Source organism: Flagellimonas nanhaiensis (assembly GCF_003382275.1).
GTDB lineage: Bacteria > Bacteroidota > Bacteroidia > Flavobacteriales > Flavobacteriaceae > Flagellimonas > Flagellimonas nanhaiensis.
Genome location: NZ_QTJX01000006.1, coordinates 37,853 through 51,224, shown reverse-complemented (window position 1 = coordinate 51,224; position 13,372 = coordinate 37,853). Strand labels below are relative to the sequence as shown.

The 13,372-nt window shown below is 40.6% G+C and carries 17 protein-coding genes; 14 read left to right on the top strand and 3 right to left on the bottom strand.

The genetic code is table 11. From position 1 onward, the window contains the following. Positions 1 to 49 precede the first annotated feature (49 nt). Together hutI and hutH are read right to left on the bottom strand one after the other, a co-directional pair. Positions 50 to 1,282 (bottom strand): imidazolonepropionase, encoded by a 1,233-nt coding sequence (hutI, locus tag DX873_RS17145; RefSeq protein WP_116185722.1) that lies wholly within the window; start codon positions 1,280 to 1,282, stop codon positions 50 to 52. Between the two features lies 1 nt (position 1,283). Beyond that, positions 1,284 to 2,861 carry a histidine ammonia-lyase gene (gene hutH / locus DX873_RS17140; protein WP_116185721.1) on the bottom strand — a complete coding sequence of 526 codons (1,578 nt, stop codon included), beginning with the start codon at positions 2,859 to 2,861 and terminating at the stop codon, positions 1,284 to 1,286. A 78-nt stretch (positions 2,862 to 2,939) separates the two neighbouring features. Here hutH and DX873_RS17135 point away from each other — a divergent pair, with 78 nt between their 5' ends. Together DX873_RS17135 and DX873_RS17130 are read left to right on the top strand one after the other, a co-directional pair. Beyond that, positions 2,940 to 3,827 (top strand): LysR substrate-binding domain-containing protein, encoded by an 888-nt coding sequence (locus tag DX873_RS17135; RefSeq protein WP_116185720.1) that lies wholly within the window; start codon positions 2,940 to 2,942, stop codon positions 3,825 to 3,827. Between the two features lie 47 nt (positions 3,828 to 3,874). Next, complete coding sequence (locus DX873_RS17130) at positions 3,875 to 4,429, top strand: nitroreductase family protein (RefSeq protein ID WP_116185719.1); 555 nt, start codon at positions 3,875 to 3,877, stop codon at positions 4,427 to 4,429. Here the strand turns inward: DX873_RS17130 and DX873_RS17125 are convergent. Then, positions 4,426 to 4,938, bottom strand: a complete 513-nt coding sequence (locus DX873_RS17125) for a DUF456 domain-containing protein (protein ID WP_116185718.1) — start codon at positions 4,936 to 4,938, stop codon at positions 4,426 to 4,428. The two genes, DX873_RS17130 and DX873_RS17125, sit on opposite strands and share 4 nt — an antisense overlap. A gap of 124 nt (positions 4,939 to 5,062) precedes the next feature. Between DX873_RS17125 and DX873_RS17120 the strand changes: the two genes are divergently transcribed. From DX873_RS17120 to rfbD, 12 genes are all read left to right on the top strand, one after another. Then, positions 5,063 to 5,536 (top strand): hypothetical protein, encoded by a 474-nt coding sequence (locus tag DX873_RS17120; protein ID WP_116185717.1) that lies wholly within the window; start codon positions 5,063 to 5,065, stop codon positions 5,534 to 5,536. A 4-nt stretch (positions 5,537 to 5,540) separates the two neighbouring features. Further along, on the top strand, positions 5,541 to 6,092 hold the full coding sequence (gene ruvC, locus DX873_RS17115) for a crossover junction endodeoxyribonuclease RuvC (protein ID WP_116185716.1): 552 nt from the start codon (positions 5,541 to 5,543) through the stop codon (positions 6,090 to 6,092). Between the two features lie 67 nt (positions 6,093 to 6,159). Further along, a complete protein-coding gene (locus tag DX873_RS17110) occupies positions 6,160 to 6,516 on the top strand; it encodes a four helix bundle protein (RefSeq protein WP_116185715.1) in 357 nt (118 codons plus the stop codon). A 28-nt stretch (positions 6,517 to 6,544) separates the two neighbouring features. Continuing rightward, positions 6,545 to 7,681 carry a radical SAM family heme chaperone HemW gene (hemW, locus tag DX873_RS17105; RefSeq protein WP_116185714.1) on the top strand — a complete coding sequence of 379 codons (1,137 nt, stop codon included), beginning with the start codon at positions 6,545 to 6,547 and terminating at the stop codon, positions 7,679 to 7,681. Then, complete coding sequence (locus DX873_RS17100; RefSeq protein WP_116185713.1) at positions 7,678 to 8,427, top strand: cyclase family protein; 750 nt, start codon at positions 7,678 to 7,680, stop codon at positions 8,425 to 8,427. Before hemW ends, DX873_RS17100 begins: the two co-directional genes overlap by 4 nt. A 29-nt stretch (positions 8,428 to 8,456) precedes the next feature. Then, a complete protein-coding gene (locus DX873_RS17095) occupies positions 8,457 to 9,080 on the top strand; it encodes a DUF4230 domain-containing protein (protein ID WP_116185712.1) in 624 nt (207 codons plus the stop codon). Between the two features lie 7 nt (positions 9,081 to 9,087). Next, a complete protein-coding gene (locus tag DX873_RS17090) occupies positions 9,088 to 9,489 on the top strand; it encodes a Dabb family protein (protein ID WP_116185711.1) in 402 nt (133 codons plus the stop codon). After that, complete coding sequence (locus DX873_RS17085; RefSeq protein ID WP_116185710.1) at positions 9,486 to 9,842, top strand: MmcQ/YjbR family DNA-binding protein; 357 nt, start codon at positions 9,486 to 9,488, stop codon at positions 9,840 to 9,842. The genes DX873_RS17090 and DX873_RS17085 overlap by 4 nt, the downstream gene beginning before the upstream one ends. A gap of 43 nt (positions 9,843 to 9,885) precedes the next feature. Continuing rightward, entirely contained in the window at positions 9,886 to 10,923 is a 1,038-nt protein-coding gene (gene rfbB / locus DX873_RS17080; RefSeq protein ID WP_116185709.1) for a dTDP-glucose 4,6-dehydratase, read from the top strand. Between the two features lie 10 nt (positions 10,924 to 10,933). Further along, positions 10,934 to 11,794: a glucose-1-phosphate thymidylyltransferase RfbA gene (gene rfbA / locus DX873_RS17075; RefSeq protein ID WP_116185708.1), complete on the top strand. Its 861-nt coding sequence runs from the start codon at positions 10,934 to 10,936 to the stop codon at positions 11,792 to 11,794. Between the two features lie 2 nt (positions 11,795 to 11,796). Further along, positions 11,797 to 12,345 (top strand): dTDP-4-dehydrorhamnose 3,5-epimerase, encoded by a 549-nt coding sequence (gene rfbC, locus DX873_RS17070; protein ID WP_116185707.1) that lies wholly within the window; start codon positions 11,797 to 11,799, stop codon positions 12,343 to 12,345. 5 nt (positions 12,346 to 12,350) lie between these two features. Further along, positions 12,351 to 13,229, top strand: a complete 879-nt coding sequence (gene rfbD / locus DX873_RS17065) for a dTDP-4-dehydrorhamnose reductase (protein ID WP_116185706.1) — start codon at positions 12,351 to 12,353, stop codon at positions 13,227 to 13,229. The last annotated feature ends 143 nt before the right edge of the window (positions 13,230 to 13,372 follow it).

The following is a 13,372-nucleotide window of genomic DNA, read 5'->3' as shown; positions in this document are numbered from 1 at the left end:
GGTTTATTTCAGGGTCTCATTATTCTATTTATTTAGTTCTGAAACAAGTTCAGAATGACGTTACCTGTTCTCCATTCTTCCATACTTCACAAGGTCCTAATTGCCCTTGGTGATAGGTGATTTCTTGATAATTGTCGGTTGGAAAGACAATGAAATCGGCAAGTGTGTTCTCCGTCAAATGACCTCTGTTATTCAAGCGAAGTGCCGCCGCGGCCCTAAAAGTTATTCCAGCCAATACCTCGGTGTTGGAGAGTTTTTCAAAAGTTCCCAAAATACTGGCTTGGGTCAATAGATTTCCCATGGGGGCGGACCCGGGATTGTGGTCACTGGCAATAGCCAGAGCAGCTCCAGCATCCAAAAGTTTTCTGGCCGGGGTGAAATCGCATCCCAATCCGATGGAAGCTCCGGGCAATGCCATGGCTATGGTATTGCTTTGAGCCAAAAGCTGAATTTCTTTGTCCGTACTGGCTTCCAAATGGTCGGCACTAACCGCTCCAAAGTCGACGGCAATCTTGCTGCCTCCAGTAGTAAACTGATCGGCATGCACAGTGATGTCAAATCCCATTTCCTGGGCTTTTTGAAAATAGGGCACGATTTCCTCTTCCGAAAAAGCACTGTCCTCCACAAAGGCATCGATTCTATATGCTAAATTCTCTGATTTCAGGATGGGGAACAGAGTAGAAGCAATTTCTTCGAGGTAGTCGACTTGTTGATTCCAATCTTTGGGTTTGATGTGTGCCGCTAAACAAGTCGGGATTAAATCTACCTGTGATTTTTCACCGGCCTGTTTTATGGCCCTAAGCATTTTTAGTTCTTCATCCACAGAAAGACCATAACCACTTTTTACTTCGATAGTGGTGATGCCATTTTGAAGATGGTTGTTGCTTCTGGAAAGTATCCCATCAATCAATTCTTCTTGGGTGGCTTTACGCGTTTGGGTTACCGTATCCCAAATTCCGCCTCCGGCCTTTGCAATTTCCAAATAGGATTTTCCGGCATTTCTGAGGGCGTAGTCCTTGGCACGTGATCCCCCAAAACAAATATGGGTGTGGGCATCGATAAATCCAGGAAGGCACACAGTTTTTCCCTCAATATGATGAATATCGACATTATCCGATTTTAAATCTTCAAAGAGGCCAACTTTTTGGATTTTTCCATTGGAAATGATCAACCCACCGTTTTCAATGATGGTCAATTGTTCATCGGCCAATGCACCTTTTAAAGGTAAATCGGTCATGGGAAGCAACTGGGTAAACGGTCCAACTAATAAAGGTCTGTTCATATCAATACATTTCAAATTCGTTCAGATGGGGTGAATCCCACTGTAATTTCTTTTTCATCATGGTTTTATCTACCAAACCGATAATCTCACTTTTGCGAATAATTTCAATTCCCTTTTCGATGTCATCGGCAAAAACCCGGTCACTTTCAGCAAAAGATACTTTGGTTCTCAGGAATTTATGAATTTCATCCAATAAAACACCAGACTTTAGAGGCTTTCTGTACTCAAAAGCTTGGGCGGCCGTCAATAGTTCAATGGCCAATATTTTTTCGACGTTTTCAATAATTTGAAGTGCTTTTCGCCCACTGATGGACCCCATGCTCACATGGTCTTCCTGTCCCAACGAGGTTGGAATACTATCGGCACTTGCGGGAAAACACAAACTTTTGTTCTCACTGGCCAAGGCGGCTGTGGTGTATTGCAAGATCATATATCCTGAGTTGATTCCGGTATCCTCCATCAATAATTTGGGAACCCCGGGACTGTTGCCTTCCAGGGCGAGGTATATTCTTCGATCGGATATATTACCCAATTCCGAAGCAGCTAGTGCGGCATAATCCAAGGCCATGGCCAAAGGTTGTCCGTGAAAATTACCTCCGCTAATGGTAAGTTCATCATTTATGATGATGGGATTATCCGTTACCGAGTTCAATTCGGTTTCCAAGAGTTCTTTGAGATGTAACCAGGTATTTCTGGAAGCTCCGTGAACTTGCGGAATGCATCGAAGAGAGTAGGGGTCTTGCACTCGTTCGCAATCAATATGGTCCTCTAAAATTTCAGAACCCTGCAACAAAGTTCTAATTCTTCCAGCCACATGTTGGTTCCCCTTGAAGGGTCTGAGCTGGTGTAGCTCTTCAAAAAATGGTTTTATGGAACCTTGGAGTCCCTCAATCATCATGGCTCCGATAATATCGGCATGCCTAAGACAATGTTGGAGCTTTTGAACTACTAGTACAGCATGGGCAGCGATGAATTGGGTGCCATTGATCAATGCCAAACCTTCTTTTGGGCCCAATTCCAGTGGAGTCAATCCTGTTTTGTCAAAGAGTTTTTGTGTTGAGATGGTTTTTCCCTGATAGGTTACTTTACCCAAACCAATCAAAGGAAGAAACAGATGCGATAGTGGTGCTAAATCTCCAGATGCACCCACGGAACCTTGAGAAGGCACTACAGGAATAGCATCATTTTCCATATGCCAAAGCATACGTTTTATTGTGGTTTCGGCAATACCAGAATACCCTTTGGATAGGGCGTGAATTTTAAGAATGAGCATCAATTTGGCCAATTGCTCGGAAATCGGGGTGCCAACACCCACACTATGGCTCTGCAAAATATTGGATTGCAATATTCTAGTGTCTTCCTTGGAAATTTTGGTGTTGCACAGAGGACCGAACCCAGTGTTGATTCCATACACGGTATCTCCTTTGTCTACAATGTTTTGAACTCGTTGACAGCTGGCCTTTATTTTTTCCAAACAGGAGTCGGTGAGTACAGCTTTTATCTTGTGCTCGGCTATACCAATGGCTATGCCTGTGGTAAGATGATGTTCGCCAAAATGAAAAGTTTCGGGTAGTTGCATGCTATTAATTTGAATAAGATAAAATTATCATGTATTATTAATAATTGCCAATACTTATTTTTGTATTATTTAATAACTATGGATTATCAATTAGAGCTACGACACTTTGTTTACTTTTTGGCTGTTGCAGAGGAGTTGCATTATAGGAAAGCAGCTGAAAAGCTCTTTATTTCCCAACCTGGATTAAGCACTCAGATTAAGAAAATGGAAGAAATTCTGGAAACCCAACTTTTTGTGCGGGATAAAAAGAAGGTGGAGTTGACACCTGCGGGAAATTATCTGAAAGGAGAAGTTGAATTTATCCTTAACCATTTGGAGCAAACCAAGAAACAGTTGAAGTTGGTGGGCAAAGGACATATGGGAGAGGTGCGCATTGGGTTTTTGGGTTCTGCCATGCAAAATGTGGTTCCCAAATTGCTTTTGGATATGAAGGAGAAACATCCTTTGATACATACAAGTTTAGATGAGCTTTCCAACAGGGCCCAAATAAGTGCTATTGTTAGGGATAAATTGGATTTAGGATTTGTTCGTATGGCCAGAGTGCCCAAGGGCCTTCAAATAAAACCAGTATTTGAAGACACATTTTCCTTGGTTCTGCCTGAAGATCATCCTTTGGATGAAAAAAACTTTAAGGGAATAAGGCAAGTGGCCCAGGACAACTTTATTCTTTTTTCACAAGATTATAGTCCCTTGTATTTTGATACGGTAATGAGCATCTGCGAGGACGGTGGATTTACCCCCAACGTTTCCCATAAGTCTGTGCATGCACAGACCATTTTCAAGCTGGTGGAGAATAAATTGGGTATCGCCATTGTGCCAACCGCATTGCAGTATGGTTTCCAAATGAAAGTGAAATTCATTGAACTAAAGCGAATCAAACAAAAAGCGGTACTATCTATGGTCTGGAAATCTGATAATAGAAATCCTGCTTTGCGAAATTGTTTGGATTTGCTTCTGGAAGTTTAAAGAAAAGCGAAGCATAGCTTAACTTTATAAGCTCAAAAAAAACAGTTATGATATTTGATTTAATCAAGAACCGACGTAGTGTTTTTCCAGTTCAATATAATGACAGACCCATTGCCAAGGAGACAATCCATCAAATTTTGGAAGCGGCCAATTGGGCGCCTACGCACAAAAAAACAGAGCCTTGGAGGTTTAAGGTGTTTATGGGAAAAAAGAAAGAGGAATTGGGTGAATTTCTTTCCGAAAAATACCAGCAGGTTGACCCTAAACCTAAACAGATTAAAATCAAAAAACTACAGGATAACCCCACACGTTCTGCTGCTGTAATCGCTATTTGTATGCAACGAGACCCCAATGAAAGTTTACCGGAATGGGAGGAATTGGCCGCAACGGCCATGGCGGTCCAAAACATGTGGCTTTGTTGTACGGAACTGGGGATAGGATGTTATTGGAGCTCTCCGGGTCTCATCAAGTATATGGATGAATTCTTCGACTTACAAGAAGGTGAAAAGTGTCTAGGTTTTCTTTATATGGGGAACTACAATGGAGAAGTAGAAACGTCGACAAGAACCCCTATTGAAGAGAAAGTGCAGTGGTTGGACTAGGAAAAAGTGAATATTTCACCTGCATATTTTATCGCTAGGTAAACGTAAAATAGGGCATAGAAAATTGTAACCACAAGTTTCATAAAAGTACCGGTCAAGAACCCTAAAAAGGAACCAAAAGCCGCTTTCAAAGCGGTTTTTTGGTTGGCTTTGTTCAACAATTCTCCCACCAACGCCCCTATAAATGGCCAGATGATAATTCCGAATGGCCCAAAGACAGGAAAAATAATAGCAACCAAGAGACCAACAATGGTGCCCCACATACCAGCTTTGCTGCCCCCGAACTTTTTGGTGCCCATCGCGGGAATTACATAATCCATAACGGTAATAAAAAGAGCAATAAAGAGGGTGATTCCCAATACCCACCAGTCATCTGGAATGGCTTTGGTGAGATAGATCAACAGCAATCCCACCCAACTTACCGGTGGTCCGGGCAAAACAGGAAGGAAACTGCCCAAAATACCTATGAGCATCAGAAAAAAACCTATTAGCGTTAAAGCTATGTCCATTAGGGTGTTTGCTTGTTAGACAAAGATACTCCCAATTTGTTACAGGATGGCCAGTTGCATTAACAAAGAGCATTATTTAAATGATTAAAAAGTCGTAATTTCAGCCAAATTCTTTGGGGTCATTATGCGGAAGTTTTTGTTCTTTTCCTGTGTTGCCTTGCTTGCTTCATGCGAGCTTTTCATGTCTAAGGAAGACCAGACCCAGAAACTTGTGGACGATGAACTTTTGTCCATAGATTGGAACGACGTGGACAAATATCCACTTTTTGAAGCTTGTGATGAAATGGCTCCTAAAGAGATTCAAAGGGATTGTTTTCAGGCAGAGATGCTACAAATTGCTTCGCAAGCATTGGACAGTTTAAGTTTTGAGGTCCAAAACGATTTAAATGATACCATTGTCATCGAATTTAAAGTGGACGAACACGGATTTATCACCATAGAGCAAATAGGCGACAATTCACAGGTGCTTGAAGAAATTGAAGGGCTCAACGACCAGATTAGGAGCAAGCTGAAAGATTTGACCGTGGCTCCCGCCATAAAGCGGGGAAGTCCTGTTAGCATGAGATTTAGGATTCCAGTTATACTCAATACCAATTAACGGCTTGATAAAGGAAAAAATAATATTAGGGATTGATCCAGGGACCACCGTTATGGGTTTTGGCATCATCAAAGTGGTCAACAAACAAATGCACTTTGTGCAGATGAATGAACTGATGCTCAAAAAGTATTCGGATCCCTATACCAAACTGAAGCTCATTTTTGAACGTACTTTGGAGTTGATTGATACTTTTCATCCAGATGAAATTGCCATTGAAGCCCCTTTTTATGGTAAAAATGTGCAGTCTATGCTAAAATTGGGTCGTGCACAAGGTGTGGCGATGGCGGCAGGCCTTTCTCGTCAGATTCCCATTACCGAATACATGCCCAAAAAGATTAAGATGTCCATCACCGGTAACGGAAATGCAAGCAAGGAGCAAGTGGCCAAAATGTTACAAAGTTTACTTAAGTTAAAGACCTTGCCCAAAAACCTGGATAGTACAGATGGGTTGGCCGCGGCTGTGTGTCATTTCTACAATGAAGGAAGATTGGATGTGGGCAAAAGCTATACGGGTTGGGAAGCTTTTGTGAAGCAGAACCCAAATAAAGTTAAATGAGACAATGACCAATTAACAATGAACAGTTTCCATTGAAATATAATTGCCCTAATCAAAACCTACTTTTATGCATTCAGAGAACGTATTATGGAAAAAATCCTATGACTTTGCATTGAACATCATACAATTACACAAGAAGATTACTCGAAATAAGAAAGAATATGTTTTATCCAAACAACTTTTGCGTTCAGGAACCTCAATAGGTGCCAATGTGTCGGAAGCAAATGGTGTAATTTCAAAGGCTGATTTCTCAGCCAAAATATCCATTGCGTACAAAGAAAGTCTTGAGGTAAAATACTGGTTGTCCCTGCTAAAGGATTCGGAATACGTTTCAAACGAAATTGCAAGGAAATTAATTGTAGAAGCCGATGAACTTTCAAAAATCATGTTTTCAATACTTAAAACCACAAGAATTGTCAAGTGATTATTGTCAATTGATTATTGTTATTTGAATGGCTGGTATTTACATCCATATCCCGTTTTGCAAGCAAGCTTGCCATTACTGTGATTTTCATTTCTCCACACAATTCAAGAAAAAAGATGCTATGGTGAACGCACTTCAACGTGAGATTGAATTGCGTAAATCTGAACTTCAAAAAGAAAAGATTGAGACCATTTATTTTGGAGGAGGGACCCCATCCATTTTAAGTGCAGAGGAAATTGAGGGTTTAATCGCATCCGTGTACCAGAACTATGATGTGATCGACAATCCTGAAATTACCTTGGAGGCCAATCCCGATGATTTATCAAAAGAGGCCATAACGCAATTATCTAAAAGTCCAATTAACCGGTTGAGCATAGGAATCCAATCGTTTTTTGATGAAGACTTGAAACTCATGAACCGGGCCCACAATGCCCAGGAGGCCGAAAATTGTATCAGATTGGCACAAGAACATTTTGAAAATATCACCATTGATTTGATCTATGGCATTCCAGGAATGAGCAACAAGAGATGGGAAACCAATATTGAAAAGGCCTTGGGGTTTCAGCTTCCCCATATTTCCAGTTATGCTCTTACAATTGAGTCCAAAACAGCACTCAAAAAATTTATTGAGAAGGGAATTATTCAAGATGTGGATGAGCGACAGGCCCAAGAACAATTTTATATTCTAGCGGATAAGTTGGAGAAGGAAGGTTTTGTAAACTATGAGATTTCCAATTTTGGAAAACCAGGTTTCTTTTCAAAAAACAACTCTTCCTACTGGCAGGGAAAAAAGTATCTGGGAATAGGCCCATCCGCACATTCTTTTGATGGTGAGCAGAGGAGTTGGAATGTGCGGAACAATACCAAATACATCAAAGCTTTGGAAAAGGATGAGCTTCCGAACGAAGTGGAAACCTTATCCAAAATGGATAGGTACAATGAGTATGTAATGACAGGTTTGCGAACTATTTGGGGAGTTTCTTTGGAGAAGATCAAAACAGATTTTGGAGATAACTATTTGGAATACCTCAATCAACAATCAAAAAAATATTTGGACACCAATTTGCTTGTTGCAGAAGATGGAAAGTTGTTGGCAACCAAAAAAGGAAAGTTTTTGGCAGATGGAATTGCTTCGGATTTATTTATGATTAACTTGGGATTATGATTGCCACTATTAAACACAATTCCAGAAACTACAAAGTAGATTTGTCGCAACCCCGAGACATTTCCATTCCATTGATTGGCGGAGAAAACAACATAAATGCCTGGTATTTAGACGATCCAAAGATGGTGCCACACCGAGAGAAAGGGTTTATTGGTAAAGTCTCTGAAGGAGGGTCCACCAACTTCAACGATATTTGGTTCAACCCGCATTCACATGTGACGCATACCGAATGTTTGGGTCATATTACTGAAGCGTTTCATTCGATAAACCAGAACTTAAAGCGCTTTTTCTTTTTGGCAGAAGTCATAACCGTGGCTCCAGAACAAATGGGCAATGATTTCGTGATTTCGGAGAAACAATTGAAATATGCTTTGGGAAATAAGAAAAGAGAAGCTTTGGTCATTAGAACGCTTCCCAATTTAGCGGACAAACGTTCAAGGAAATACTCAAATACCAATCCACCGTATCTTTTGGAAGATGCCGCAAAATACTTGGCAAAGAAAGAAGTGGAACATGTTTTGGTTGACCTTCCTTCGGTAGACAAGGAAAAGGACGGAGGGGCAATGTTGGCACATAATGCATTTTGGGGCACAAATGGCCAGAAGAGATTGAGTGCCACCATTACGGAGTTCATCTATGTGCCCAATGATGTTGAAGATGGCACATATTTCTTGAATCTTCAAGTGGCTCCATTTGAAAATGACGCAAGCCCGAGCAGACCGGTATTGTACAAAATATTAACCTGAAGAATTGCGTAAACTCATATATTTAGGGTGTGGATGATATCATAGAAGTTTTTTTGGGTCTTGTTCTTGGAGCAATATTGATGTATTGGCTCTTTTCACTTTTCCGAAGGAAAAAAAACAAGGAGCTTACCCAACAACAATCTACGGTTTTACTCGACAAAATCCGTAGTGTCTGCAAGTTGGTTTCAGTGGAGGGAGATTTTGCAGAGATCTATCATTATGAAAATACCAAGGAAGGGTTGATGAGCCTTTTGCGAAGCAAAAAAAAGGCGCTTATTGTGGTGAAGGCCAAGGCTCAGATTGGTTATGATTTGACCAAGCTGGATTTAAAGGCCGACAACTCGAACAAACGGATAATTTTGGAGAACTTTCCAGAACCAGAAGTGTTGTCAATTGAACCTGACTTACAGTTTTATGATATTAAAAATGGCCTTTTCAACAGCTTCTCTCCAGATGACCTTACCAACCTTAATCAAGAAGCCAAAGAACATATCAAACAAAAAATACCAGAAAGCGGTTTAATGGAAACGGCAAAAAAAGAAGCGTTGCAAGCTGTACTTTTGGTGGAGAAGATAGTGGAGACCATAGGCTGGAAGTTGGATTACTCCGCGCTCGAAATTTCAAATAGGGAAAAACACTTTTTAGACGAATAAAAACCATATGAAAACAAAAATTATAATCTTGCTATTGGTGGGGATAATTTCCACCAGTTGCGCACAAACCAAAGACCACATGAAAACCTTTGACCCTGCCTTTGCGCATACCGTATATTTTTGGTTTAAAAATCCAGATAACAGTGCGGACAAAACCAGATTTGAAGCTTCGCTAAAAAAGTTCCTTAAAAACTCCAAGTACGCCAAGACCAACTTTATAGGGACACCGCCCAAAGCTATACGTGATGTGGTGGATGGCTCCTTCACCTATTCACTTATTGTGACATTTGAATCAGCCGAAGCCCAAGAAGCTTACCAGGCAGAGGAAGCACACCTGATTTTTATTGATGAATGTAAAGATCTCTGGGAAAAGGTAATTGTTTATGATTCATTTGGGATACCAGAATGAATGTTGAGGAATTGAGACATATTTGCTTGAGCAAAAAGGGAGTCACCGAAGAATTTCCTTTTGACGAGCATACTTTGGTATTCAAGGTCATGGGCAAAATGTTTGCCCTGATCGCTTTGGAGCGCCTACCGCCACAGTGCAATCTCAAATGTGACCCAGAACGGGCCGTGGAACTTCGTGAAGAACACGATGGAGATATTATCCCGGGCTATCACATGAGCAAAAAACACTGGAATACCATTTTTTTGGAAAATCTACCTCCAGCTTTAATCAACGAACTGATTGATCACTCATACGAATTGGTAGTTTCAGGGTTGACCAAAAAGCTAAGGGAAGAATTGGGCAAAATGTGATTCTCCTTTACTTGCGTAACTTTGTGATTGAAACAATCTTGCTATGCAGCATATTTTGGTGACGGGAGGAGCTGGTTTTATAGGCTCCAATTTTATTCCCTACTATTTAAGGGAGCGAGAGGATGTCCATATCGTTAATCTGGATGCACTCACCTATGCCGGAAACCTAGAGAATTTAGCAGAGGTGGAAAGCCACACACGCTATACTTTCATAAAAGGGAACATCTGTGATAGAAAATTGGTTGAGACAATTTTTGAAAAGTATGATATTAGCAGTGTAGTCCATTTTGCTGCTGAATCCCATGTAGACAATTCCATTGCTGGCCCTGATGCTTTTATGCAGACCAATATCATTGGCACATTTAATCTAATTGATACGGCCAAGAACCGTTGGATGGAGGCTCCAGGAAAATATAAAGAAACATATAGGGAATCCAGATTTCATCATGTTTCTACAGATGAGGTATATGGTACTCTTGGAAAAGAGGGCCTTTTTGCGGAAACAACACCATATGCACCTAATAGTCCTTATAGTGCCTCAAAAGCGTCATCAGATTTTATAGTTAGAAGCTACCATCATACCTATGGTATGAATGTAGTAACTACCAATTGCTCCAATAACTACGGTCCAAAACAACACGATGAGAAATTGATTCCTACAATTCTTCGCAAGGCATTGGCTGGGGAATCCATTCCCATTTATGGAGATGGTTCCAATATTAGGGATTGGTTGTACGTTTTAGATCATTGTAAGGGAGTTGCTTTGGCCTATGAAAAAGGAGTTTCAGGAGAAACCTATAATATTGGCGGGAGGAATGAAAGGAACAATCTTTATATTGCCCAAACCATTTGTGATATTCTGGACAAAAAACATCCTAGGGACAATGGGGAATCCTATAAACAATTGATTGCTTTTGTTGAGGATAGGGCAGGGCATGATTTCAGATATGCCATTGATGCCACCAAAATTGAAAGTGAGTTGGGCTGGAAGGCTGATGAGAATTTTGAAACCGGTATACAAAAGACTGTAGATTGGTATTTGGAAAAAATCATAAACAAAAAAGCCATGGGGTTGGCTTAAAACTAAAGACATGAAAGGAATAGTTTTGGCAGGAGGTTCTGGTACACGATTGCACCCCGTTACACTGGCGGTGAGCAAACAATTGATGCCCATTTATGACAAACCCATGATCTATTATCCGCTTTCCACGCTCATTGAAGCTGGAATAAAGGAAATCCTGATTATTTCCACACCTTCGGATTTACCCCTGTTCCAAAAATTATTGGGTGATGGTAAAAAATATGGATGCCGATTTGAATATGCCGAGCAGGAACACCCTAACGGTTTAGCTGAGGCATTTCTTATTGGAGAGGAATTTATTGGAAAAGACAAGGTAGCCTTGATTTTAGGTGATAACATTTTTTATGGAACCGGTTTGGAGAAGTTGCTGCAGTCCAATAATGACCCAGATGGCGGTATTATTTATGCTTATCACGTAAATGACCCAGAAAGGTATGGAGTGGTAGAATTTGATGAAGCTGGCAATGCTATTTCCATTGAGGAGAAGCCCGAAAAGCCCAAATCCAATTATGCAGTTCCTGGAATTTATTTTTACGACAATGATGTGGTTGAAATAGCCAAGGCCATTCAGCCCAGCACCAGAGGTGAGTTGGAGATAACCGATGTCAACCAAGAGTATTTAAAGAGAGGAAAGCTCAAAGTGAGCATTATGGATAGGGGAACCGCTTGGTTGGATACAGGTACATTTAAATCATTGATGCAAGCGGCCCAATTTGTTCAGGTCATTGAAGAAAGACAAGGTCTTAAGGTAGGCTCTATTGAAGCTTCGGCCTATAAGATGGGATTAATTTCCAAAGAGCAGTTTAAGAAAATAGCCGAACCTTTTTTAAAGAGTGGTTATAGCAAGCGATTACTGGAGACTTTAGGTTAGGGATGGAAATGCAAAAAACAGAAATAGAAGGTTGCTTTATCATCACTCCAAAAGTCTTTGAGGATGAAAGGGGTTATTTTTTTGAAAGCTACAATCAAAAAAAACTTGAAGAACTCCTTGGTGTACGACCCAATTTTGTTCAGGATAACGAATCACTTTCAACAAAAGGAGTGCTTCGGGGACTCCATTATCAACAAGGAGAACATGCACAGGCCAAACTGGTACGTGTAATTGAGGGTGAGGTATTGGATGTGGCAGTGGATATTAGACCAGATTCCAAAACCTTTGGAAAGGTGGTTTCCACCATACTTTCTTCAGATAATAGAAAACAAATGTTCATTCCAAGAGGATGTGCACACGGTTTTTTGACCTTAAGTGAAACCGCTCGTTTTGCGTATAAATGCGATAACTTCTACAATGTTGCTTCGGAAAGCGGGATAATCTATAATGACCCCACGTTGAATATAGATTGGATGCTGCCAGAGGAAGAATTGATCATTTCTGCAAAGGACAAAGAGTTGCCTTCATTTAAAATGACCGTTCCCAACTAATCAGAATGAAAAGTACTATAAAGGTATTGGTGACCGGAGCATTGGGACAGTTGGCCAGTAGTATAAAACTACTCGCAGATCAAGGGCAGACCAAAGGTCTGGATTTGGTTTTCAAGACCGAGAAGGAGCTGGATATTACCGATTTTGAGGCGGTAGAAAAAGAATTCAAGTCTTCAAACTATGCGTATTGTGTAAACTGTGCGGGATATACGGCCGTGGATAAAGCAGAGACAGAAAAGGAGATTGCTCATCAGGTCAATGTAGTAGGTGCTCGAAACCTGGCCATCACCTGCAAAGAGAATAAAGTTACTTTAATCCATATTTCTACAGATTTTATTTTTGATGGTTTTCAAGAGACTCCTTATGTTGAGGACGATATCGCTAGACCTATAAGTGTTTATGGCGATACCAAATACAAAGGTGAACAGGCCATAGTCAATAATACCAGGGAATACTTCATTTTAAGGACCTCATGGCTATACTCTGAATTTGGCCATAATTTCATGAAGACTATGATCAGGTTAGGAAATGAGCGTAAGGAACTCTCGGTGGTTTTTGATCAGGTGGGAACGCCGACCTATGCTCTGGACCTTGCAAAAGTGATTGTTCATTTAATTGAAACAGAAAACACCGAATACGGAGTGTATCATTATAGTAATGAAGGGGTGGCTAGTTGGTACGACTTTGCTAAAACTATCTTTGATGGATCTAATATTACTATTGATTTGAAACCTATCCGCTCTGAAGTATATCCCCAACCAGCACAACGCCCAAAGTTCAGTGTATTGGACAAATCAAAAATCAAAAATACCTTTGGTATTGAAATTCCACACTGGAAAGATAGTCTTCAGCAGGCTTTGGAAGCTGTAAATAACCTTGAATGATATTACAGGGTACACTTATCGGTCTCATATAACTGTCCGTTACGGGTTTTAAATTACTGTTTGTCGGTTAAGTGCAGCCTTTAGCAATTCCGAGTGGGTTCGGGCGAAGTCGAATCCGCCGTAATTACGGTTATACATTGTTG

Bases quoted from the DNA above. Each gene is read 5' to 3' on its own strand.
- hutI (WP_116185722.1), bottom strand. From the start codon at position 1,282: ATGAACAGACCTTTATTAGTTGGACCGTTTACCCAGTTGCTTCCCATG.
- hutH (WP_116185721.1), bottom strand. From the start codon at position 2,861: ATGCAACTACCCGAAACTTTTCATTTTGGCGAACATCATCTTACCACA.
- DX873_RS17135 (WP_116185720.1), top strand. From the start codon at position 2,940: ATGGATTATCAATTAGAGCTACGACACTTTGTTTACTTTTTGGCTGTT.
- DX873_RS17130 (WP_116185719.1), top strand. From the start codon at position 3,875: ATGATATTTGATTTAATCAAGAACCGACGTAGTGTTTTTCCAGTTCAA.
- DX873_RS17125 (WP_116185718.1), bottom strand. From the start codon at position 4,938: ATGGACATAGCTTTAACGCTAATAGGTTTTTTTCTGATGCTCATAGGT.
- DX873_RS17120 (WP_116185717.1), top strand. From the start codon at position 5,063: ATGCGGAAGTTTTTGTTCTTTTCCTGTGTTGCCTTGCTTGCTTCATGC.
- DX873_RS17110 (WP_116185715.1), top strand. From the start codon at position 6,160: ATGCATTCAGAGAACGTATTATGGAAAAAATCCTATGACTTTGCATTG.
- hemW (WP_116185714.1), top strand. From the start codon at position 6,545: ATGGCTGGTATTTACATCCATATCCCGTTTTGCAAGCAAGCTTGCCAT.
- DX873_RS17100 (WP_116185713.1), top strand. From the start codon at position 7,678: ATGATTGCCACTATTAAACACAATTCCAGAAACTACAAAGTAGATTTG.
- DX873_RS17090 (WP_116185711.1), top strand. From the start codon at position 9,088: ATGAAAACAAAAATTATAATCTTGCTATTGGTGGGGATAATTTCCACC.
- DX873_RS17085 (WP_116185710.1), top strand. From the start codon at position 9,486: ATGAATGTTGAGGAATTGAGACATATTTGCTTGAGCAAAAAGGGAGTC.
- rfbB (WP_116185709.1), top strand. From the start codon at position 9,886: ATGCAGCATATTTTGGTGACGGGAGGAGCTGGTTTTATAGGCTCCAAT.
- rfbA (WP_116185708.1), top strand. From the start codon at position 10,934: ATGAAAGGAATAGTTTTGGCAGGAGGTTCTGGTACACGATTGCACCCC.
- rfbC (WP_116185707.1), top strand. From the start codon at position 11,797: ATGGAAATGCAAAAAACAGAAATAGAAGGTTGCTTTATCATCACTCCA.
- rfbD (WP_116185706.1), top strand. From the start codon at position 12,351: ATGAAAAGTACTATAAAGGTATTGGTGACCGGAGCATTGGGACAGTTG.